The sequence below is a fragment of the Bacillus cereus genome, assembly GCF_015071065.1.
GTDB classification, from domain to species: Bacteria; Bacillota; Bacilli; order Bacillales; family Bacillaceae_G; genus Bacillus_A; species Bacillus_A cereus_BA.
The window spans coordinates 1-22,152 of the sequence record NZ_VOVA01000014.1 but is presented as its reverse complement, the minus strand read 5'-3'; the positions used below and the strand labels follow the sequence as shown (position 1 = coordinate 22,152).

The following is a 22,152-nucleotide window of genomic DNA, read 5'->3' as shown; positions in this document are numbered from 1 at the left end:
TTTGATCATCGGTTGCGACTCACTTTGTGGGCGAGCCGCTTCCGCTTTTGATCACGGGAAACGAGGGAATTGACCGAAGTCGGGACTGCGTTTTTCTTTGAACGCGTCGCGGCCTTCTTTTGCTTCGTCAGTTGTGTAGTACAATAACGTTGCATCTCCAGCTAGTTGTTGAATACCAGCTAGACCGTCTGTATCTGCGTTGAATGCAGCTTTTAGGAAACGAAGTGCCATTGGGCTGTTTGCTAAAATTTCTTGTGCCCACTGTACTGTTTCTGCTTCAAGTTCTTCTAATGGTACAACTGTGTTTACTAAGCCCATATCAAGCGCTTCCCCAGCACTATATTGACGGCATAGGTACCAAATTTCACGAGCTTTCTTATGGCCTACCATACGAGCTAAATAGCCAGCTCCGTATCCACCATCAAAGCTACCTACTTTAGGACCTGTTTGTCCGAATACAGCGTTGTCTGCAGCGATTGTTAAGTCACATACGATATGAAGTACGTGTCCACCACCGATTGCATAACCTGCTACCATTGCGATAACTGGTTTAGGAATTGCGCGAATTAGACGTTGTAAGTCTAATACGTTTAAACGTGGGATTTGATCGTCACCTACATAGCCACCATGACCGCGAACTTTTTGGTCGCCGCCAGAACAGAATGCACGTCCACCTTCACCTGTTAAAATGATAACGCCAACATTTGCATCATCACGAGCGTGTGCAAAAGCATTGATTAACTCCATTACCGTTTTAGGACGGAATGCATTATGTACTTCAGGGCGGTTAATCGAAATCTTTGCGATGCCATTGTATGTTGAATAAATAATATCTTCGTAATTGCCTTCTTTTACCCATTCAATAGTCATTACTATTACCTCCTTTTTATACTCTTAATGATCTCTCATTAATTTCTCTATAAGTTCAACTTCCTTCACAAGGAAAAAAGCATCACTGCATAGTTTTTAGAAATCCCTTTACTATTGTATCAAACTTTTCCGGTTGTTCCACATGAATTGCATGGCCAGCACCATCAATTTTGACAAAATTCGCGTGTGGGATGCATTTTTCGATGTTTTTTAATAGGCGAAAGAACTTTTCATCGCTTTCTCCATTCAGTAAAAGGACGGGTATTTTTAGGTTTTGCAGATCTTTCCACCATGAAGGCTGAGCCCCTGTTCCCATGCCGCGAAGACTATTTGCAAGTCCTGTTGGATTATTAGCAAGTCGTTCTTTTCGCACCGCTTCTTGTACGTTTTGTGCTAAACGTTTTTGTGTTTCAAATAACGGAATATTTTCCCACATCGATACAAAACTTCGGGTGCCTTCTTGCTCAATCTTATCGGCAAGTCGTTCATCTTTTTCCCTGCGTTCTTTTCGCTCATTTGCACTCTCAAGTCCCGCTGTACAGTTTTCTAAAAGAAGCGAACGCACATATTTTGGATATAAGCATGCCATCGTAATCGCAAGTCTACCACCCATTGAATAGCCAAGTACATGTGCATTTTCAATATGAAGATGATCCAGTAGTTCCTTCATTTGCAGCGCCACATTTTGAATATCATAATGCGTCACATCTTCAGGACTTTCCGTTTTCCCGTGCCCGACAATATCTACTAAAATGACTTGAAACTGCTCGCTCCAAGAAGGAATAAAGGAACGCCACGTTTCCATGCTTCCCGTAAAACCATGAAGAAGTAGAAGTGGTTCCCCGCTTCCGACTACTTCATATTCATACGATACACCTTGCAATGTTACTTTCATTTTGATTCACCTTGCAAAGATGTAGTAATAACGTCCATTGTTTTTGCCCATAATTCACGATGTAATTTCAAGTTTTCTTCGCGATTCGTACAAATTTCCACAACGTGTAATCCATTCGTTTTCGTTCCAGTTCGTACTTCTTCTCGGAAGTTTTCCCATCCATTCACACGGCTAAATGAACCACCATACATTTTGACAACATGCTCGTAATCAAGCCCAATTGGTGTTCCAAATAATGATTCGAAATGTTCCTTTTTCTCGTATTGTGGTAAGAATGAGAAAATACCTCCACCATCATTATTTACAACAACAATCGTTATATTTAATTCATGTAATTTTGCAGCTAATAATCCGTTTAAATCGTGATAAAATGATAAATCACCGATTACTAATACGAGCGGATCACAAATAATACTCGCTCCTAAAGCTGTTGAAATAATTCCATCAATACCATTTACACCGCGGTTCGCCATTACTTGAATGTTTTTATCCGATGTGAAGAAAAATGAATCTGTATCGCGAATTGGCATACTATTACTCGCAAATAACGTTGCCCCTTCTGGTAATACACGTACAATATCCGTAATTACTTTTCCTTCAAATGCCGTTTCATATGTTTCCATCTCACGAAGTGTTTCTCTCGTTTTCTCGTTTATATGTTTCCACATTCCGAACCAATCATTCTTTTTCATAACTGGCATTTTCTCTGTTAATGCTCTGCAAAATTCAATGTCACTAGCTTGTACAACTTCTGTCGCAACAACAGCCGGATCTCTCCACTGCCCTGATTCATCTACAACGATATGAACTGCCTTTGTTTGTTTCTTTATGAACTGCGTTAATGCTTTCGAAACAGGCATTCCGCCGAAACGAATTAAAACATTCGGCTTCCATGTTTCTTTTAACAATTCATTTCGTAAAAATGTATCATAACAATCGATTACCATCGTTTTATCGTGATGTCCGCTACGAATATTTGAAAGTGGATCCGCTAATATTGGATATCCAGTTTTTTCAGCTAGTTCTATCGCTGAGGCTGCAATTTCCGAATGACTATCGTCGCCACAAATAATAAGCCCCTTTTCCATATTTGAAAGGCGCCCTACAAGAGAATTTACATATTCACTCGGCATCGTCACATTTCCTTGCTGAACTACTCCTGTATATTCACCACGTCCTTTATCCCATAAACTTTCTAATGAGAAATCTGGAATTAACGGCTCGCGAACTGGAAAATTGAGATGAACAGGCCCTTGCGGTGCTAGAAGTGCGCTTGCTATCGCACGCTGCGTCGTCATACGGGCGTAATGATACATCGTTTCGCTCGCCTCCGGAAGTGCCATCTCCATAAATTGCTTCACAAAAGTACCGTATAAATTAAATTGATTCATCGCCTGTGGTGCACCCACATCCCGTAATTCATGCGGTCTATCCGCTGTTAATACGATAAGCGGCACTCTTGAATGAAACGCTTCACATACAGCTGGATAATAGTTCGCTGCTGCCGTCCCTGACGTACATAATAGTGCAACAGGACGTTTTTTTGCTTTCGCAATACCAAGCGCAAAAAATCCTGCTGATCTTTCGTCTACATGTAAATATGTTTTCATTCCTTCATGTTGTTCCATTAGTAAGGCAATCGGCGTTGACCGTGAGCCTGGACTAATGACAACATCACATACATTTAGACGCGTCAGTTCGTCCACGAACGCGCCTAAATAATATGATAATGCTTCTATATGATTGTTCATTTCATTAATTCCTCCAAAGCACCAAGCATCGGTCTAAATTTCAAACTTGTTTCTTCATATTCAAGCTGCGCTACTGAATCGATTACGATACCACAGCCGGCAAATAAGGATGCTTTCTCGCCATTTAATAATCCGCAGCGAAGTGCAACCGCAAATTCACCATTTCCTTCATCATCTATAAAGCCAATTGGTGCACCATACAATCCTCTATCTAAAAGCTCTACATCACGGATTAATTTCAGTGCCTCATGACGAGGTGTACCACCAAGAGCTGGCGTTGGATGTAATTCTTCTACCATCGCTAAAAGACTTGCATCACCTTTTGCTTCTACTGGCGTATATAAATGAATTAAATTTTTCGTCGTTAATAAGCCCGGGCTCTCCGGAATATTAACAGATTCGCAATGCTCACTTAGCACACCTCGAATCATGTTAACTACATAACCGTGTTCAGCCAAATTCTTTTCATCATGAAGAAGCGTCTCACCATTTTGTTTACTTTCTTCTATAGAATTGCCACGACCAATTGAGCCAGCAAGGCACATCGATGTAAACTTCTCGCCTTCTTTTCGAATCAATCGCTCAGGTGTCGCTCCTAAGAAGCATGCTCCTTTATAATCAAAAGAAAATACGTAACAATCCGGTTGCCCAATGCGAAGCGCTTCTAAAACAAGAACGGAATCAATATGCTGATCCATCGTTAATTTTAGCTCCCTTGCTAATACAACCTTCTGCACGTTCCCTTGCTTCATTTCATCCTGCACTTTTCCAATCGCATTCATCCAGCCCTTCGGATCAACTTCTACTTTAGAAGTAATTGTTAATTTTGATCCTTCTAGTACACATTTACTCTCTTGTAAAATTCTCTCTTCTACAGAAATAATTTCGTTATAAAGAGTTTCTGCACAATCTTCAGCTGAAACGAACTGATTAATGGTTAACCACGCTTTTTCATTTTTTACAGTTAATAAAAATGCTGGTAGTGAAAATGTGGTATCATCAAATTCTTTCCAAAGATTCGTTTTTTCTTTTTCTTGGTCAAATGAAAATCCACCAAATAAAAGAGGACCTGTTCCAAATTCGTATCCTTCTCTTTGTACAAATGCTTTCTCTTTTACTTTATCCCACTCGTCACGAGCAGTTTGAAAGCGTTTGTGAGAAGAATTTGCTATAGTGAACACAGAGCCAATTCCAGCAAATATTACATGCTGAGCTGGGTCTGCAAAATAACATCTATTTTCGAATGAGATCCTTTTTCCTGCTGCATAAAACAGAAGTGGATCCACCCAATCTATTTGTTTTACAAAACTAACTAATGTTTTTTCATCAGTCGCACGCTTAATAGCTGTAACAAAAACTTCTTGTAAGCCTTTTTGTTTCGTTTGAATCACAATTGTCTCCCCCCTATGGGCGAAAAATAGTCATAATTACGCTTGATTTTAAGATACACCTCAAAGGAAAGGCCTGTCAACGTTTAGCATTTCTGAGAAATTCACCTTCTCTTCCTAGAAAATAAACGTTGACACTAAATGATGCTTTTTCTACACTTAATTGTGTACAATATGTGACCTAAGGAGGATTCAACATGGAAATGAACGTCGAAACGAATTCCTCTCCTACAGCGCAAAAGCCAAGTAAACAAACAGGCTGGCGCATTTGGTGGAGTTTATTACGTCCCCATACATTAACAGCAGCTTTCGTTCCTGTTTTCATCGGAACAGCTTATGCAATGCAGGTCGGAGGTATAAATCAAATACATCTTCCTCTTTTCTTTATGATGCTTCTTGCTTGCCTTCTCATTCAAGCAGCAACGAACATGTTTAATGAATACTTTGATTATAAAAGAGGACTCGATCATGAAGGTTCAGTTGGAATTGGCGGTGCTATCGTCCGCGATGGCATTCAGCCAAAAACCGTGCTTAACTTAGCATTCGGATTTTTTGGCATCGCAATACTATTAGGTGTTTATATTTGTATGAACTCTAGCTGGTGGCTTGCCGCGATCGGTCTTGTTAGTATGGCCGTTGCTTACCTTTATACAGGTGGTCCAATTCCAATTGCATATACACCATTCGGAGAGCTAACAGCAGGATTATTTATGGGTGTCATTATTATCGGTATTTCATTCTTTATCCAAACAGGGACAGTAACATCAGAAGTGATTTTACTATCTATCCCAAGCTCCATTTTAATTGGTGCGATTTTACTATCTAACAACATTCGTGATTTAGATGGTGATAAAGAAAATGGCCGTAAAACATTGGCGATTCTCGTTGGACGCGAAAGAGCAGTCGCTGTACTTGCTTCTATGTTCATCGTTTCCTACATTTGGACAATCGCTTTAATCATCGTTAACATCGTATCACCATGGATGCTTATCGTATTCTTAAGTGCACCGAAAGCATTTAAAGCGACGAAAGGCTTTATCGGCAAAAGTATTCCAATGGAAATGGTACCTGCGATGATTTCAACAGCAAAAACAAATACAATTTTCGGTCTCCTAATGGGAATCGGATTATTGCTTGGATACTTCCTATAAAGTGAAACTTTAATCAGTGGGGATTTTCTTCATCCCCACTGATTATTAGCCCGCACCAATCGGGCTTTTACGGGCAGTTGATCTCCTACCTAACTTCTTTGCTCCAGCAAAATTTTAAGGTGGGAGCTTTACTGCCCGGCAAATAGCGGGATAGAAAGGAGCTGCTTACGCAGCTCCTTTTTTCATATACCGACTTCCCGGCTGAAATTCACCTCATAATTCCTACTCTCAACGCTCATACTATGTAAAGAAACTGAATTGTAGGAAGGTGGACGACTATGTTAACTCCACAACAAATAACTCAATTTAAATCGAGTTTAGAAAAGCAAAAACAAGAAATTGAACAAACGATACAAACTCATGAAAATGAAGACCGTGCATCTGAACGTGATTCAGTAGGAGAACTGTCTAGCTATGACAACCACCCAGGTGATATGGCAACAGAATTGTACGAACGTGAGAAAGATTTCGGGCTCATCGAATTTTGGCATAAACAGCTAGAAGATACGAAACATGCCCTGCAAAAAATTGAAGCTGGTACGTACGGAATTTGCGAAGTGTCTGGTGAAGAAATTCCATTTGAAAGATTAGAAGCAATGCCAACTGCTACAACGTGTATTCAGCACACTACAAATAAATTAGATATGAAGACGCGCCCAGTTGAAGAAGAGGTGCTTTCTCCTTCGTTTCACAAGCACGACGAAGATCATTCTGTAGAGTACGATGCTGAAGATGCTTGGCAAGACGTCGCAAATTACGGAACATCAGAAACACCATCCGATTTAGAAAGACAGGATTCAAAAAACTATAATGGAATGTACGTAAATAGTGAAGAAAATGTTGGGTATGTAGAGGATTTCGAAAATTTTATTGGAACAGATATGTATGGAAAAAACCCGCAAGTTTTCGCAACAGAAGAACATGAAGAATATGAACAATTGCTTGATGATTTTGAAGAACGCACCTTTAAAGGTGAATTATCTTCAGATGAGTCTGGTTCTAAAGCATAAAAAAAGCATTCCGAAGTTCGGAATGCTTTTTTTCGCTAGCTAATTAGTTTTTTGTAACGTTAGCTGCTTGTGGTCCGCGGTTTCCATCAACGATTTCGAAAGAAACTTCTTGACCTTCTTCTAAAGTTTTGAAGCCGTCGCCTTGAATAGCTGAGAAATGTACGAATACGTCTTCTCCGCCTTCAACTTCGATGAAGCCAAAACCTTTTTCGCCGTTAAACCATTTTACTTTACCTGTTTGCATGTCATGTACCTCCTAAATAAAAATGAAACTATGAATCCACATGAAAAGGTGGATATAAAGGACATGAATGTATAACAAGCTTACAGCCTTTAATACAACGCGCTTTATTTCCGTACCACATTATGTAGCTCAATAGTGTTTTCACTATATCATGCTATATCAAAAACGTCAAATAAGAACACTTTCGTCCATCGTTTTTTATAATCCTAGTATAACCTTAAATTTCTATTCTATTTTTATTCAACAATTAACAAAACTATAGTATTCTAATTCCTTTGATTTCTGTACAATATAATTACTACATATGATGAGGTGAAAAAATGCAAGCACATGAAATCGAGTATAAATTATATGGCGATGATATGCAGTTTGTTGAAATTGAATTGGATCCAGAAGAAAGCGTTATCGCAGAGGCTGGCGCAATGATGATGATGGAAGATCATATCGAAATGGAAACGATTTTCGGTGATGGTTCTGGACCATCTGGTGGTCTATTCGGTAAATTAATGGGCGCAGGTAAACGTCTCGTTACAGGTGAAAGCATGTTTATGACTGTATTTACAAATACGGGCCATGGCAAACGTCACGTATCATTCGCCGCTCCTTATCCTGGAAAGATTGTTCCTGTTGATTTAACAGAATATCAAGGAAAAGTAGTCTGTCAAAAAGATGCATTTCTTTGTGCAGCAAAAGGTGTTTCTATCGGAATCGAATTTACAAAAAAAATTGGAACTGGTTTCTTCGGTGGTGAAGGTTTCATCATGCAGAAACTTGAAGGTGACGGACTCGCTTTCATGCACGCAGGCGGAACGGTATATAAGCGTGAATTGAAACCTGGTGAAAAACTTCGCATTGATACAGGTTGTCTCGTTGCAATGACAAAAGATGTTAACTACGATGTTCAATTCGTTGGAAAAGTAAAAACAGCTCTATTTGGCGGCGAAGGTTTATTCTTCGCAACGTTAGAAGGTCCTGGAACAGTTTGGATTCAGTCCTTAACACTTAGTCGCTTAGCAGCACGCCTTACAAGCCCAGCAGCTCAAAATAGCGGTGAAGGCAGCGTTTTAGGCGGACTTGGTCGCCTTTTAGATGGGAAAGAGTAAAAAGTGTCCGTATCGGACATTTTTTTTATTATTATATTCGTCGATATAATTTTTATTGCGGAGGACTGTACAAATCATTTTGAATCATATAGTATTCCATCGTTTTATTGAGCCATACCTCTCTTTCTCCGTATAAGGGGACGGCATCATATTATTATATTGTTCTTCTACACTCTCTAATTTACTTAAAGAGTACATTGACTCTTCACCGACATACTTAAAGGGTACTTTCATATGTTGGTCCACAAGCTTTTGTACTTCTAGATCATCCACCTGTTTTCCAAAAGAATGAATCAAGTCCCTCACTGCATATATTGAACTATACCTTTTCTTAAGGAGGGCTTGCTTGATGCGTACTCCTTTATCCTTTGATAAAGATACTGCCATATTGTTAGCATCTTGCTGCGATCTAACGTATGAACAATATAAACAAAATGGGATTTTTGAAATACCTGATGGATTCCAATATGTACAAGGCTTTCAAGGAAAAGCGATTCAAACGATGGAATGGTTTGGGTTCATATTAGAATCTGAAGATACAATTATTGTAGCTTTTAGGGGGACACAAACAGATACAGATTGGATTATCGATTCACTCGTCAACCAAAGGCCATACCCATACGCTTTAAACAGCGGAAATGTTCATAACGGCTTTCTTTCAATTTATGAATCTTGCCGTGATTCTATTATGGATATGCTCGTGTCATTACCAGCCCATAAGAAACTTCTTGCAACAGGTCATAGCTTAGGCGGCGCACTCGCTACACTACACATACTAGATGCACGTATAAATACTGCCTTCGCACAGTACGGTCTTTATAGCTTTGCCTCTCCAAAAGTTGGAGATATCGCCTTTCGAAATTATTATAAACTGCAAGTAGCTAGTAGCTTTCGTTTTGTCAATTTATTCGATGTCGTTCCTCTTCTCCCTCCAAGAAATGTCCATTTTAATGAGAAGGACTGGGAATATGCACACGTCCATCACAACATGACATTTACGAAAAATACAAAATCCATTACGAATAATCATTCCATTACAACATACAAAACATGTCTGACCTCTCATTTTTAACCAGTAAACAATTGGAATTTTAATATTCGTATACTATAATAATCTATGAAATTACTTTCGGATGAGGGGACCTTACATGCTAAAATTTTTCTTTGCAATTTTTCTCATTATAATTTTTTCGTTTACAGGTTTCTTTACATTTTCATACTTTGCGACAGGGGAATATGGCGGAACAGGTATAATATATACATTCATGCCTTACCTTTCTTAAGCAAAATAAATAAAACGAGCTTAATCTCATTAAGCTCGTTTTATTTTTCTAAGCAAGCGTATCCCTGTTTTAAAAGTGAATAAATAAAAGCCCCTTCAAAAGGGGCTTTTATCTAAAAAAGTTTAACAGTATTACCAATACCCCAAATTTCATTACTGTACTGCAAAATTGTTCGATCACTCGCAAAATGCCCAGATTGTGCAATGTTTAAAATCGAAATTTCCAGCCATTTATTCCTATTTTCATAGGCCCTTCCAACAGCTTCTTGTCTTTCAGCATATGGGCTAAAATCTCGAAGAACGAAGTATTCATCATTTTGAATAACGAGAGAATCATAAATCGCTTCAAATTCAGCTCCCGACTGTGCAAAGAAACCATTCGTTAACTGATCTACTACCTTTTTAATGTGCATATTGTGATGATAATAGTCACTTGCACGATATCCACCATTTTGATAGTAATGAAGAACCTCATCCGCCGTTAAGCCGAAAATGAAGCAGGCATCATCACCGACCCGGTCTTTTATTTCAATATTAGCCCCGTCTAACGTTCCGAGTGTAATCGCACCATTCATCATGAATTTCATATTCCCTGTTCCTGATGCTTCTTTACTCGCAGTTGAAATTTGTTCACTTACATCTGCTGCCGGGAATATATCTTCTGCTAAAGAAACTCGGTAGTTTTCTAGAAAGATAACTTTCATAAATTGACTTACGTACGGATCGGTATTTACTTTTCTTGCAAGCTCATTTATTAATTTAATAATTTTCTTCGCATAATAATAGCCAGGTGATGCTTTCGCTCCAAAAATAAAAGTACGCGGGTAAAATGAAAAACTAGTATCCTCTTTTAAACGGTTATACAAGTACAAAATATGAAGAACATTTAATAACTGTCGTTTATAGGCATGTAGCCTTTTCACTTGCACATCAAAAATAGAATTTGGATCAATAGTGATCCCCATTTTATTATGAATGCGCTCCGCTAAAATAATCTTACGCTCTTGTTTTACCCCTGCAAGCTTTTCTTGAAAACTACCATTTTGATAAAACGCTTGTAAAGCTTGCAATTTAATCGGCTCTTTCTTCCATTCTTCTCCAATCGCTTCCGAAATAAGATTCGTCAGCTGCGGATTCGCCTTCATTAGCCAGCGCCTATGAGCAATTCCATTCGTTTTATTATTAAACTTATCTGGGTAAAATTCATAGAACAATCGCATTTCACGCTGCTTTAAAATTTCTGTATGAATTTTCGCCACACCGTTAACGCTATGACTACCAACAATCGCTAAATGAGCCATTTTCACAAGGTCATGCGCAATAATGGCCATGTCCTCAATACGCTTCCAATCGTACGAATAACGGTCCCAAAGCTCATGACAGAAACGTTCATTAATTTCTTCAATAATCATATAAATTCTCGGTAATAACGGTTTAAAAATGTGAATTGGCCATTTCTCAAGCGCTTCTGATAACGTCGTATGATTCGTATAGGAAATTGTCTGCGTTGTTATGTGCCAAGCTTCTTCCCATGTCAATTTTTCTTCGTCTAATAAAATACGCATAAGTTCTGGAATTGCTAGAACTGGATGTGTATCGTTTATATGAATCGCGATTTTTTCATGTAACTGACGAAGACTACCGTGTCTCTCCCTATGCATACGAACGATATTTTGCAAACTTGCTGATACGAGGAAATACTGTTGTTTTAAACGAAGTATTTTCCCCTCATCATGCGTATCATCTGGATATAAAAACTCCGATACGGCCTCTGTTTCACGCTTATATTTCAAAATATCTTTACAATTTTGCGGGAAAGGAACTGGCTCCGCGTTCCAAAGCCGAAGCGTATTCACAGTACTTGTTTCATACCCTACAACTGGAACGTCATATGGTACTGCCATAATAACTTCTGCATTTGTATGCCTGAACTCTAAACGTCCATCAATTTCTAGTGGTTCAACGTTTCCAAAATAACTTACTTCTACGGCTTGGTCATACCTTCTTACTTCCCAAACGTTTTCATGAAGAAGCCACTGTTCTGGAAATTCTACTTGATAGCCATCAACAATTTTTTGATCAAACAGACCATGCTTATAACGAATACCACAGCCATGTCCTGGTAAGTTTAAAGAAGCGAGTGAATCGAGAAAACAGGCCGCTAAACGTCCAAGTCCACCGTTACCAAGGCCCGCATCTGCTTCAATCTCTTCTAACTCTTGCAAAGAAATTCCAAGTTCAGAAAGTCCCTTTTCACATACATCTCGAATGCCTAAATTTAATATGTTACTTCCAAGCAAACGCCCAAGTAAAAACTCAATGGATAAGTAATACATTTGCTTTTGGTCTCCAGACCGATAACTTTCATTCGTTGCAATCCATTGACTATTCATATACTCACGTACCATATGACCGAGCGTATTATACTGATCACGAGTTGTAGAATCTTTGAAACTTTTCCCATACATCGTTTCTAATTTTTCTAGAAAAGCGGATTTGAAGCTTTCAACATGAGTAAACATTTTTTCACCACCTCAATGTTATTCCATGAGACTTTTATACAATTTCTTATATGCAAGAGCCGATTTCCCCCAGCTATAATCTTCAGTCATCGCTTGCTTTACAAGCTTATCCCATACCGGTTTATCTTGATAAAACTCAATTGCACGAAGAATCGTATGTAACATGTCATGCGCATTAAAATTCGTAAAGCTAAAGCCATTCCCAATTCCAGTGTCCTCGTCGTAAGAATGTACAGTATCATTTAATCCGCCTGTTTCTCTTACAATTGGAATCGTGCCATATGCTAGTGCAATAAGTTGTCCAAGTCCACACGGTTCAAACAGCGATGGCATTAAAAACAAATCGCTTCCTGCGTACACTTGGTGCGCTAACGCTTCATTAAATCCAATATATACTTTTACCTTTTCTGGATACTCGTATGCCATCCATTCAAAGAACTGCTCGTATTCAGAATCGCCTGATCCCAAAATAATACATTGTACATCTTCTTCCATTATTTCACGGAATACAGTACGTACTAGATCAAGACCCTTTTGCTTCGTTAATCGTGTTACCATCGAAATAACTGGTGTATCTTCTTTTTCTGGTAAACCAAAATAACGCTGCAATGCGCGTTTATTTTCATTCTTTTCATCTAGCGACTCTGCACTATACTGAGCAGTAATATATGGATCTGTTTCTGGATTATATACGCTCGTATCAATTCCATTTACAATGCCACTAAGCTTATCATTATATTTTCGTAGCAATCCATCTAACTTCTCACCGAAAAATTCATATTGAATCTCTTCTTTATATGTCGGGCTAACCGCTGTAATTTCGTCGGATGCGATAATACCGCCTTTCATAAAGTTCACGTTTCCATAAAACTCAAGCTGTTCACTATGAAAATATTCATGACCAAGCTCCAGTAAGTCGTACATCACTTCAGGAGGAAATACACCTTGGAACTGCAAGTTATGAATCGTATATACCGTTTTAATATGCTCATATAACGGGTTATCTTGATACTTTTCACGAAGTAAGAAATTAACCATAGCTGTATGCCAATCATGGCTATGAAGAACATCTACTTCGAAATCAAGATGCGGGATACACTCTAAAACTGCTTTTGAAAAATAAGAAAAACGCTCCCCGTCATCATAATGGCCATATAGAGAATCTCTCTTAAAATAATATTCATTATCTATTAAGTAATACGTAATCCCATCCTGCTCACCTTTTAAAATCCCGCAATATTGGTTTCTCCATCCAAGAGGAACGTTAATTACTTTATGAAGCGTACATCCTTCTCTTAACTCTTTCGGGATAAGACTGTAGTTTGGAAGTATAATGCGAACATTCACTCCTAATTTTTTCAATTCTTTTGGGAGCGCTCCTGCTACATCAGCTAGACCTCCGGATTTAATAAACGGTACACATTCTGATACTGCAAATAAAATATTCACCTGTTGTTCCACTGCACGAAAAGCGTATACATCATAAATCGCTCTTCTTACAGCTTCCTCCCTTCAAGTTTTCATATAGAGTAAAATCTTAATTAGTGGGGGTTTTCTAAATCCCCCACTAATTATGCACCTGCTATTTACGAATAACTGTTGATTGTACTATTTTGTACACTACCCTTTTCTACAACATATGGCTCATCAGCATTTCCTTTTAACACTACGCCATCGCCAAGTTTCACATCTTTATCAATAATAACACCGTCTATTATACAGTTATCTCCAATTTGGCTCTTTTGCATAATAATACTATTACGAACAATTGAACCTTTTCCAATTTTAACAGAACGGGCGACAACACTATTTTCCACTTCACCTTCAATAATACTGCCGTTTGCAACCATTGTATTTTTCACTACTGCACCCTTCATATAACGAGTTGGTGGCTCATCTTTTACTTTCGTAAAGATTGGTGCTTCTTTCTTAAATAATTGCTTCCAAATAGTAGGCTGTAAAATTTCTAGACTATGCTTATAGTAACTTTCAATCGAATCAATGATGGCTACATATCCTGTATGCTCGTATGTAGCAATATGCAGTGATTTCCCGCTCTTTTCTCTCACTACATCAAATAAACTGTATTGCTCCACATCTTTATATGTCTCAAATAAGTCTAGCAATAATTGTTTCTTTAACACATATGTTTGAAGCGAAACCCCTTCATGACAAACTTCAGTAATATCTGCAGACGTATGTATATGTCGCTCTAACACCGCTTGAAAGTTTAATGCTGTTACAAGATGGCTATTCGTAATAACAACATACTCTTCTCTGCTTCTTAGAAAATAATCAATATGTCTTCTAAAATGTGCAAAAGATCCAAATTCGTCATGATCACATTGGCAGTTCGGTGGGAATAAAAACAGACCATCACGCTTTCTATCTAAATCCCACTGTTGTCCTGAACCGACATGATCCATTAAAGAACGATTTTTATGACTTGTAAAAACCGCCACGCTATGAATGTTAGAATTCACCATATTTGAAAGCATGAAATCAATGAGTCGGTAACGGCCCCCAAACGGTAACGCCGCTAATGAACGATGCCCTGTTACTTTCTTTAAGGAAGGAAAACTTCCCGTTGCATTAATAATTCCTAACATTTTTTCTCCCATTCATTTCATCCCCCTTTTCTATTTCCCTTCAGCAATTAGTACTACATCATCAACATTTTTTTCTGGGCGAATTATTGTCCCATCTTCAATAACCATTTCCGATCCAACAATCGCTCTTTCAATCACAACGTTTTTACCAATCTTTGCCCCAGGCATAACGACAGAATCGATTACCATACTACCTTCTTCCACCGTCACTCCTTGGAATAAAACAGAATGCTTCACGTCCCCTTCAATAATGCACCCTTCATTAATAAGTGACTCTTCTACTTTTGCTTGTTCTGCAATATATTGAGGTGGCTCATTTGGGTTCACAGAATAAATACGCCAATTACGATCGTTCAAGTTCAACGATGTTTCATCGCGAAGTAAATCCATATTCGCTTCCCATAAGCTTTTCACCGTTCCGACATCTTTCCAATACCCTTCAAACGGATACGCCATCAACTTCTTCCCTTCATCTAATAAAAGCGGAAGGACATCTTTTCCGAAATCATTACTAGATTCAGGGTTTCTTGCATCCATCTCTAAATATTCTTTTAAAATAGCCCAGTTAAAAATATAAATTCCCATTGATGCAAGATTACTTCTTGGAAATTGCGGTTTTTCCTCAAATTCAACAACTTCCATCTCTTCATTTGTATTCATGATGCCAAAGCGACTTGCTTCATCCCACGGCACTTCAATAACAGAAATTGAAACATCTGCTTCTTTCTCAATATGGTAATCTAGCATTTTACTGTAATCCATTTTATAAATATGATCGCCTGATAAAATAAGGACATATTCTGGTTCGTACTGACTTAAATAGTTTAGATTTTGATAAATAGCACTTGCCGTACCTGTATACCACTTCACACCTGAAGACTCCGCATAAGGAGGTAACACAGTGACTCCACCGTTTACACGATCAAGATCCCAAGCATTTCCGATTCCAATATAATTATGAAGTTCTAGCGGTTGATATTGTGTTAGAATCCCCACCGTTTCAATACCGGAGTTTGCACAGTTACTTAACGTAAAATCAATAATGCGATATTTACCACCAAATGGAACAGCTGGCTTGGCTAAATTTTTTGTTAATGCACTTAAACGACTACCTTTTCCCCCTGCTAGTAGCATTGCTACGCACTTTTGTTTTTGAGCCATCTTGTTTTTTGCTCCCCTTTCTCGTCTTCACTGGTCGTAATATGGATACGCCAAATGGTGGAATTGTAATTTCTACATGTGCCGCTTGATTATGATATGGCTCTAGAATCGTCTTGAGACGTTTCTTATTAACTTGCCCCGATCCGCCATATTGCATAGCGTCACTGTTTAAAATTTCGTTATAATAATCAAAATCTGGTACACCTACTTTATAGTTTTCATATGTAGATTTCGTAAAATTACATACGACAACTAACGCATCTTCCTGCTTATCCCCTTGGCGGATAAACGAGAAAATACTTTGTTCATTATTATTAGCATCAATCCACTGAAATCCTTCAGGCGAGTGATCTAACTGCCAAAGTGGTTTTGAGCGCTTATACAATGCTATGAGCTCTTTAAAGTAATCATGCATGTAACGATGCATTTCAAAATCATGTAAATTCCAATCTAAATCTTCAAGGTCTTTCCACTCATCAAATTGCCCGAATTCTCCACCCATAAAGAGTAATTTCTTACCTGGATGAGTAAAGAAATATCCATATAATAAACGAAGTTGGGCGAACTTATCCCAGTAATCTCCCGGCATTTTATTTAATAACGACTTTTTCCCATGAACGACTTCATCATGAGAAAGCGGCAATATGAAGTTTTCAGAGTGAGCATATATTAAAGAGAATGTCATTTTCTCATGAATGTATTTCCGGTACTCTGGTGCACATTCCATATATTTCAGCACGTCATTCATCCAGCCCATATTCCATTTGTAATTGAATCCAAGTCCGCCCTCGTATGTTGGAGCTGTTACAAGTGGCCAAGCTGTTGAATCTTCTGCTGTCATAAGAAACTCTTCATCTTCTGCAAACACAGCTTCATTTAACTCTCGTAAGAAAGAAACAGCGTGTTCATTGCTTTGCTCTTTTCCTTCTTTATTCCAGTACAACATATTCGCAACTGCATCTACCCTAAAACCATCAATATGGAAATACCTCATCCAAAATAACGCATTTGAAATTAAGAAATTACGTACTTCTCTCTTCCCTAAATCAAAATTAACAGTTCCCCATACGAGGTTTTCTTGCACATCTATATCTTTATATTCATAAGTCGGTGTCCCATCAAACAAATATAAACCGTGAGCATCTTTACAAAAATGCCCCGGCACCCAATCTAAAATGACACCGATTCCATATTTATGACATTCATCGACAAAATACATCAAATCATGTGGCGTACCGAATCTACTTGTCGCTGCATAATATCCCGTTCCTTGATATCCCCAAGAACGATCATATGGATGCTCAACAAGCGGCATAATTTCAATATGTGTAAATTGATGTTCCACCACATACGGAATGAGCTCCTCGGCCATTTCTCTGTAAGAATACAGAGCACCATCTTCTTTATTTTTCCAAGAACCGAAATGTAATTCATAAACTGTCATCGCTTCTTTATAAATCGATTTTTTCTTTCTCTTACGAATCCAGTTTTTATCATTCCATTCATATCCCTCTATATCAAAAACTACAGATGCCGTATTTGGTCTTACTTCTGCATATACTGCGTAAGGATCGGCCTTTAAAATAACGGCACCGTCCATCGTTTCAATCGCATACTTGTATATCTCATTCTCTTCAATATGCGGTACAAACAAGGACCAAATTCCCTCTTCTGTCACTTGTAGCATCTTATGTTGCTCATAATCCCATTCATTAAAATCTCCAACAACACTCATTGCTTTCGCATGAGGAGCCCATACTGTGAATCGTACACCTCGCATCCCATCTTCCGTCACAATATGTGCCCCAAAGATGTTATAACTGTCATAGTACTTTTCTGTATGAAACTCATCTCGTTTCACTTCTTCACAATTTATTACATCCAATATGTTCACCTCACTAAGATGACAGAAATTTTAAACACTTTAACTATTTCTGCAAAAAACTGAAATATCCTTGTTGTTTTTAAAAAATATACGTTTTTTCCTTGAAAATGTTTAATTTTTTTCGAATTTCCATATAAAATATCGAATTTTGACGAATATTCATTGCAAACGCTTCATTTTCCTTACTATTTCTCGCCTTTCATTGTTGCTCAATATTTATTTTATTGGTTTCTCTCTGTATTTCACGCTCTTTCCACGTAAAATACAAGCGAAATAATCTATTATTTAAAAATATTTCTCAACATTTTTTGTCACAAATTTTATCATTTCCCGACGGAGAACTCCCACCTCAAGGAATAGGTAGGGCATGATCCAATGAGTATGCGAGAGATGAATGCGGTTAGGAAAAAGCTTAAATATTTTTCCTTCTTGAAAAATTGCCACGAGGTTAACTCCTAAGGAATAAAGTGAAACTCTGCTCGCAAATAGTGGGATAATGCACAAAAGCACTCTATTCAAAAATAGAGTGCTTTTTCTATAAACGACCCTTCTCCAGCAAAAGGGGTATATTGGGGATATACAAGGGAAACCGGAAAAGGAATTTATATTCAATTATATATAAAAACTCAGAGGTAGGAAGCAGTTTCCCGCCTCTGAATCATTTAGCAATTATTATAGTACTGGTGCCATTGTTTCTTTTAATACTTTTACAGAATGAGCGAACTTCACTTTTTCTTCTTCGTTTAATTCAAGCTCTACGATTTCACGTACACCTTCGCGGTTAATAACAGCTGGAACACCTACGTAAGCATCTTTCTCACCATATTGGCCTTCAAGGTATGCAGATACAGTTAACACGCTGTTCTCGTTGCTTAAGATTGCTTTAGTTACACGAAGTAGTGACATACCGATTCCGTAGTAAGTTGCACCTTTACGTTCGATGATATGGTAAGCTGCATCGCGTACATTTTCAAAGATTTTATCTAAATCTTCTTGGTTGTATTGTTCGTTGTTCGCTAAGATTGTTTCTAGTTTTTGTACACCTACAGTAGCGTGGCTCCATACTGGAAGTTCAGTGTCACCGTGCTCACCAACGATGTAAGCATGAACGTTACGTGGATCTACATCTAAGTAGTCGCCTAACATGTAACGGAAACGAGCAGAGTCTAAAGTTGTGCCAGAGCCGATTACGCGCTCTTTTGGTAAACCAGATTCTTTCCAAGTTACGTAAGTTAAAATATCAACTGGGTTAGTTGCAATTAAGAAAATTCCATCGAATCCGCTATCCATAATACCGCGAACGATTTGTTTAAAGATCTTTGTATTTTTCTCAACTAAGTCTAAACGAGTTTCACCTGGTTTTTGTGGTAATCCAGCAGTGATAACTACTAAATCTGCATCTTTGCAATCTGCATAGCTACCGCTCCAAACTTTTGTTGGTGCTGGAGAGAATGGTACTGCATGGCTTAAGTCCATTGCTTCCCCTTCTGCTTTTGCTTCATTTACATCTACAAGTACGAATTCTTCAGCTACACCTTGGTTGATCATTGAGTAAGCATAACTACAACCTACAGCTCCTGTTCCTACTAATACTACACGATTGATACCTTTTTTCATGATAATTTCCCCTCTCTATTGTTCACATATATTTTATATTATTGTTTAAGTAATTAATTAAAATACTAATTTAATGTTGTTTAACTTCTTTACATTCATATTGTAGCATGGTTTATTGTGAATTACTTCACAAATTATGACCTATTTGTGAACTTTTTCACACACAGTATAAAGTTGTTAGAATGCGGGTGAAATCCATCTCAATGGAGGCGTTTTCTTTAGATTGTGAAAGGTTTTTTCTTAAAGTTTTCTTGGTAAGTGATATTATATAGACGCAAAATCAAATATATCGACATTTCGACAAGGATAGCACCATAAAGAAGCTGTCTCCAATAGATCACCTATTTAGAGACAGCTTCTTCTATCTATATTATTTATTTTCCGCAGTAGCCCCTAATACAGCAGCCTTCACATAATTCTTATCATTTAACTTTTGTAAATCCGCAGCCATACTTTTAGAGGTTTTTATAAGGGGTCACCATACATTGCCATCAACTTAAGAAATTGGTATTTCCCCATATCGAAAAAAATGAGCTGAATTATTATAAATAACTCTGGAAAGATAAAATTTTCATTTTGGGGATACTTCAAAATATTAGCCTGATGGACATAGGTATCACCACATGTACATGGATTAAAGAAAGAGCCTATTATTAAACTGTACCCTACTCTTTGGGTCGGAAGAGGTGCTATAGATGAATGTAAAGACATATAGGGCTCAAGTGTTTTCTTGGTCTAAGGAGGCCAAGGTAGAAATAGTAGAACTCATTTCCGCCGGCATAGGTATGGCCGGACCTGTTCTGTTCGCCACAGTTCTAGGCTATCCCGCTCTTGGTTTTGCTGCATCGGTCGGCAGTTTGGCAGTCAGTAGCGTGAAAGTCGGTTCGAGTTTTATAAATCACGGGAAAAAGTTGGCATCATCGCTGATATCAGTAGTGCTCGCTGCGATTGCTGCTGTTCTCTCTTTCGGACATGGCTATCTGACATTTGGAGTCTTGATCCTGCTGGTAAGCCTTGCTGCGTTAATTGGCGGATATAGTCGTGCCTTGGCGGTGGCAACAACACGCTTTGTCGTATTCCTGATTATCATCCTCAATATGGTCGACCAGACGGAGTACCGGATGGAACTAATTTTTTCAATCTTAGCAGGGGCGATTTGGACCGTCAGTATCAGCTTGGTGCTAGGCATCTGGGTACACCGTTGTTTTAAATCATCGCTGGATGGAGCTGTGAAAGGGCCAACATCGAAAAAAATCATTCTATGGCTGAACTCTCTTGCACACCTATCCGGTTGGCAATTCCCAATCAGGCTCGCATTATGTCTAGGTATAGCTGAGGGATTACGAATACTTTGGCCCGAGCACCACTTCTATTGGATTGCAATTACCGTAGCGATCCTTACTCAGCGGAAAATAGAACTCTTTCCAATCAAAACAACACAACGAGTGCTTGGTACAGTAATCGGCGTGATTGTTGCGAGCTTGCTTCTCGCAACTAGTCTACCAATTTGGGGGTTAGTTATAAGTATCGGGCTATTCGCAGGTGTTCGACCTCTTCTAAAGGTTCGAAATTATCTTGTATACTCTGCAACCATGATCCCGCTCATTATTTTGATCATGGAAGCCGGCAAGCCGTTCCAGTTTATCATTCTGTTCGACCGTGTATTTGCAACCCTTATCGGTGCAGTCATCGTGATTGCAGTGAACTTGATATTCAGTAGAGCGATGGCGGAATCAGTGTAAAGGTGGTTATCTAGCGAAAGATGCTTTAATATTTTAGGTATCTTTTCCAGTAGAACAAAATCCCCCCCTATAATGACCTTTTCATACTCCATCGCTCTCTCCTTTCTATTAGTTAGACGATTCAAATTGAAAAAAGTATACAACATTTTATAAAAAAAGCAGACTACTAATAGTCTGCTTTAAAGAAAATATATACAACAAAAAAGAGATAGCAGATTATGCTATCTCTTTTAGTATGACCCGTACGGGATTCGAACCCGTGTTACCGCCGTGAAAGGGCGGTGTCTTAACCACTTGACCAACGGGCCAAAATCTGGCAGAGAAGAAGGGATTCGAACCCTCGCACCGCGTTCGCGATCTACTCCCTTAGCAGGGGAGCCCCTTGAGCCACTTGGGTACTTCTCTATAATATGGCTCCGCAGGTAGGACTCGAACCTACGACCGATCGGTTAACAGCCGATAGCTCTACCACTGAGCTACTGCGGAATAATTATGGTGGGCCTAAATGGACTCGAACCATCGACCTCACGCTTATCAGGCGTGCGCTCTAACCAGCTGAGCTATAGGCCCATAATAAGCGGGTGAAGAGAATCGAACTCTCGACCAGAGCTTGGAAGGCTCTTGTTTTACCACTAAACTACACCCGCATTAAATTAAAAATGGTGAGCCATGAAGGATTCGAACCTTCGACCCTCTGATTAAAAGTCAGATGCTCTACCAACTGAGCTAATGGCTCATTTTGAAAGTGGTGCCGGCTAGAGGACTTGAACCCCCAACCTACTGATTACAAGTCAGTTGCTCTACCAATTGAGCTAAGCCGGCTTGCGATTTCAAAATGGTGGCTCGGGACGGAATCGAACCGCCGACACGAGGATTTTCAGTCCTCTGCTCTACCGACTGAGCTACCGAGCCTTTATGTAAA

General features: G+C 38.7%; 16 protein-coding genes, 8 tRNA genes and 1 pseudogene. 5 read left to right on the top strand and 20 right to left on the bottom strand.

What is annotated here, in order from left to right:
• Nucleotides 1–51: 51 nt before the first annotated feature.
• The 4 genes from menB to FT637_RS22955 form a co-directional block, all read right to left on the bottom strand.
• Nucleotides 52–870, bottom strand: a complete 819-nt coding sequence (menB, locus tag FT637_RS22970; protein ID WP_193648248.1) for a 1,4-dihydroxy-2-naphthoyl-CoA synthase — start codon at nt 868–870, stop codon at nt 52–54.
• An 82-nt stretch (nt 871–952) separates the two neighbouring features.
• Nucleotides 953–1,765, bottom strand: a complete 813-nt coding sequence (menH, locus tag FT637_RS22965; protein ID WP_193648247.1) for a 2-succinyl-6-hydroxy-2,4-cyclohexadiene-1-carboxylate synthase — start codon at nt 1,763–1,765, stop codon at nt 953–955.
• Nucleotides 1,762–3,516 carry a 2-succinyl-5-enolpyruvyl-6-hydroxy-3-cyclohexene-1-carboxylic-acid synthase gene (gene menD / locus FT637_RS22960; RefSeq protein ID WP_193648246.1) on the bottom strand — a complete coding sequence of 585 codons (1,755 nt, stop codon included), beginning with the start codon at nt 3,514–3,516 and terminating at the stop codon, nt 1,762–1,764. Before menD ends, menH begins: the two co-directional genes overlap by 4 nt.
• Nucleotides 3,513–4,907: an isochorismate synthase MenF gene (locus tag FT637_RS22955; RefSeq protein WP_193648245.1), complete on the bottom strand. Its 1,395-nt coding sequence runs from the start codon at nt 4,905–4,907 to the stop codon at nt 3,513–3,515. Before FT637_RS22955 ends, menD begins: the two co-directional genes overlap by 4 nt.
• Nucleotides 4,908–5,101: 194 nt before the next feature.
• On the opposite strand from FT637_RS22955, the gene FT637_RS22950 reads away from it, so the two are divergent.
• Both FT637_RS22950 and FT637_RS22945 read left to right on the top strand, forming a co-directional pair.
• On the top strand, nt 5,102–6,055 hold the full coding sequence (locus tag FT637_RS22950; protein WP_193648244.1) for a 1,4-dihydroxy-2-naphthoate polyprenyltransferase: 954 nt from the start codon (nt 5,102–5,104) through the stop codon (nt 6,053–6,055).
• A 278-nt stretch (nt 6,056–6,333) separates the two neighbouring features.
• Complete coding sequence (locus FT637_RS22945) at nt 6,334–7,065, top strand: yteA family sporulation protein (RefSeq protein WP_193648243.1); 732 nt, start codon at nt 6,334–6,336, stop codon at nt 7,063–7,065.
• Between the two features lie 43 nt (nt 7,066–7,108).
• Here the strand turns inward: FT637_RS22945 and cspD are convergent, their stop codons facing one another.
• Complete coding sequence (gene cspD, locus FT637_RS22940; RefSeq protein ID WP_001193051.1) at nt 7,109–7,309, bottom strand: cold-shock protein CspD; 201 nt, start codon at nt 7,307–7,309, stop codon at nt 7,109–7,111.
• A gap of 320 nt (nt 7,310–7,629) precedes the next feature.
• Between cspD and FT637_RS22935 the strand changes: the two genes are divergently transcribed.
• The gene (locus tag FT637_RS22935; protein ID WP_193648242.1) at nt 7,630–8,412 is read left to right on the top strand and encodes a TIGR00266 family protein; all 783 of its coding nucleotides are present in this window, start codon (nt 7,630–7,632) and stop codon (nt 8,410–8,412) included.
• A gap of 52 nt (nt 8,413–8,464) precedes the next feature.
• Here the strand turns inward: FT637_RS22935 and FT637_RS22930 are convergent.
• Nucleotides 8,465–8,697: pseudogene (locus FT637_RS22930) on the bottom strand (MerR family transcriptional regulator); the annotation flags it as partial.
• A 64-nt stretch (nt 8,698–8,761) separates the two neighbouring features.
• Here FT637_RS22930 and FT637_RS22925 point away from each other — a divergent pair.
• Nucleotides 8,762–9,484, top strand: coding sequence for a lipase family protein (locus FT637_RS22925; RefSeq protein ID WP_193648241.1), 723 nt, complete (start codon nt 8,762–8,764; stop codon nt 9,482–9,484).
• Between the two features lie 323 nt (nt 9,485–9,807).
• Here FT637_RS22925 and glgP read toward each other — a convergent pair whose 3' ends face one another.
• The 6 genes from glgP to FT637_RS22895 all read right to left on the bottom strand — a co-directional run bounded on the left by glgP (nt 9,808) and on the right by FT637_RS22895 (nt 19,488).
• On the bottom strand, nt 9,808–12,216 hold the full coding sequence (gene glgP, locus FT637_RS22920) for a glycogen phosphorylase (protein ID WP_193648240.1): 2,409 nt from the start codon (nt 12,214–12,216) through the stop codon (nt 9,808–9,810).
• Nucleotides 12,217–12,234: 18 nt separating this feature from the next.
• Entirely contained in the window at nt 12,235–13,665 is a 1,431-nt protein-coding gene (glgA, locus tag FT637_RS22915; protein WP_193648314.1) for a glycogen synthase GlgA, read from the bottom strand.
• A 137-nt stretch (nt 13,666–13,802) separates the two neighbouring features.
• Nucleotides 13,803–14,837, bottom strand: coding sequence for a glucose-1-phosphate adenylyltransferase subunit GlgD (gene glgD / locus FT637_RS22910; RefSeq protein WP_193648239.1), 1,035 nt, complete (start codon nt 14,835–14,837; stop codon nt 13,803–13,805).
• A gap of 18 nt (nt 14,838–14,855) precedes the next feature.
• Nucleotides 14,856–15,986: a glucose-1-phosphate adenylyltransferase gene (glgC, locus tag FT637_RS22905; RefSeq protein ID WP_193648238.1), complete on the bottom strand. Its 1,131-nt coding sequence runs from the start codon at nt 15,984–15,986 to the stop codon at nt 14,856–14,858.
• Nucleotides 15,934–17,871, bottom strand: coding sequence for a 1,4-alpha-glucan branching protein GlgB (glgB, locus tag FT637_RS22900; protein WP_193648237.1), 1,938 nt, complete (start codon nt 17,869–17,871; stop codon nt 15,934–15,936). The genes glgC and glgB overlap by 53 nt, the downstream gene beginning before the upstream one ends.
• 672 nt (nt 17,872–18,543) lie before the next feature.
• Complete coding sequence (locus tag FT637_RS22895) at nt 18,544–19,488, bottom strand: L-lactate dehydrogenase (protein ID WP_002089250.1); 945 nt, start codon at nt 19,486–19,488, stop codon at nt 18,544–18,546.
• A 695-nt stretch (nt 19,489–20,183) separates the two neighbouring features.
• Between FT637_RS22895 and FT637_RS22890 the strand changes: the two genes are divergently transcribed.
• Nucleotides 20,184–21,230 (top strand): FUSC family protein, encoded by a 1,047-nt coding sequence (locus FT637_RS22890; RefSeq protein ID WP_193648236.1) that lies wholly within the window; start codon nt 20,184–20,186, stop codon nt 21,228–21,230.
• 236 nt (nt 21,231–21,466) lie between these two features.
• Here the strand turns inward: FT637_RS22890 and FT637_RS22885 are convergent.
• From FT637_RS22885 to FT637_RS22850, 8 genes are all read right to left on the bottom strand, one after another.
• Nucleotides 21,467–21,538 (bottom strand) — tRNA-Glu (locus FT637_RS22885).
• A gap of 6 nt (nt 21,539–21,544) precedes the next feature.
• Nucleotides 21,545–21,635: transfer RNA gene (locus FT637_RS22880), tRNA-Ser, on the bottom strand.
• Nucleotides 21,636–21,641: 6 nt separating this feature from the next.
• Nucleotides 21,642–21,716 (bottom strand) — tRNA-Asn (locus FT637_RS22875).
• A gap of 7 nt (nt 21,717–21,723) precedes the next feature.
• A tRNA-Ile gene (locus tag FT637_RS22870) sits at nt 21,724–21,800 on the bottom strand.
• Nucleotides 21,801–21,806: 6 nt separating this feature from the next.
• Nucleotides 21,807–21,877 (bottom strand) — tRNA-Gly (locus FT637_RS22865).
• Between the two features lie 13 nt (nt 21,878–21,890).
• A tRNA-Lys gene (locus FT637_RS22860) sits at nt 21,891–21,966 on the bottom strand.
• A 10-nt stretch (nt 21,967–21,976) separates the two neighbouring features.
• Nucleotides 21,977–22,052: transfer RNA gene (locus FT637_RS22855), tRNA-Thr, on the bottom strand.
• Nucleotides 22,053–22,066: 14 nt separating this feature from the next.
• Nucleotides 22,067–22,142 (bottom strand) — tRNA-Phe (locus FT637_RS22850).
• Between the last annotated feature and the right edge of the window lie 10 nt (nt 22,143–22,152).

Bases quoted from the DNA above. Each gene is read 5' to 3' on its own strand.
- glgP (WP_193648240.1), bottom strand. From the start codon at position 12,216: ATGTTTACTCATGTTGAAAGCTTCAAATCCGCTTTTCTAGAAAAATTA.
- FT637_RS22945 (WP_193648243.1), top strand. From the start codon at position 6,334: ATGTTAACTCCACAACAAATAACTCAATTTAAATCGAGTTTAGAAAAG.
- glgC (WP_193648238.1), bottom strand. From the start codon at position 15,986: ATGGCTCAAAAACAAAAGTGCGTAGCAATGCTACTAGCAGGGGGAAAA.
- FT637_RS22895 (WP_002089250.1), bottom strand. From the start codon at position 19,488: ATGAAAAAAGGTATCAATCGTGTAGTATTAGTAGGAACAGGAGCTGTA.
- cspD (WP_001193051.1), bottom strand. From the start codon at position 7,309: ATGCAAACAGGTAAAGTAAAATGGTTTAACGGCGAAAAAGGTTTTGGC.
- FT637_RS22890 (WP_193648236.1), top strand. From the start codon at position 20,184: ATGAATGTAAAGACATATAGGGCTCAAGTGTTTTCTTGGTCTAAGGAG.
- FT637_RS22925 (WP_193648241.1), top strand. From the start codon at position 8,762: ATGCGTACTCCTTTATCCTTTGATAAAGATACTGCCATATTGTTAGCA.
- menD (WP_193648246.1), bottom strand. From the start codon at position 3,516: ATGAACAATCATATAGAAGCATTATCATATTATTTAGGCGCGTTCGTG.
- glgD (WP_193648239.1), bottom strand. From the start codon at position 14,837: ATGGGAGAAAAAATGTTAGGAATTATTAATGCAACGGGAAGTTTTCCT.
- menB (WP_193648248.1), bottom strand. From the start codon at position 870: ATGACTATTGAATGGGTAAAAGAAGGCAATTACGAAGATATTATTTAT.
- menH (WP_193648247.1), bottom strand. From the start codon at position 1,765: ATGAAAGTAACATTGCAAGGTGTATCGTATGAATATGAAGTAGTCGGA.
- FT637_RS22950 (WP_193648244.1), top strand. From the start codon at position 5,102: ATGGAAATGAACGTCGAAACGAATTCCTCTCCTACAGCGCAAAAGCCA.
- FT637_RS22935 (WP_193648242.1), top strand. From the start codon at position 7,630: ATGCAAGCACATGAAATCGAGTATAAATTATATGGCGATGATATGCAG.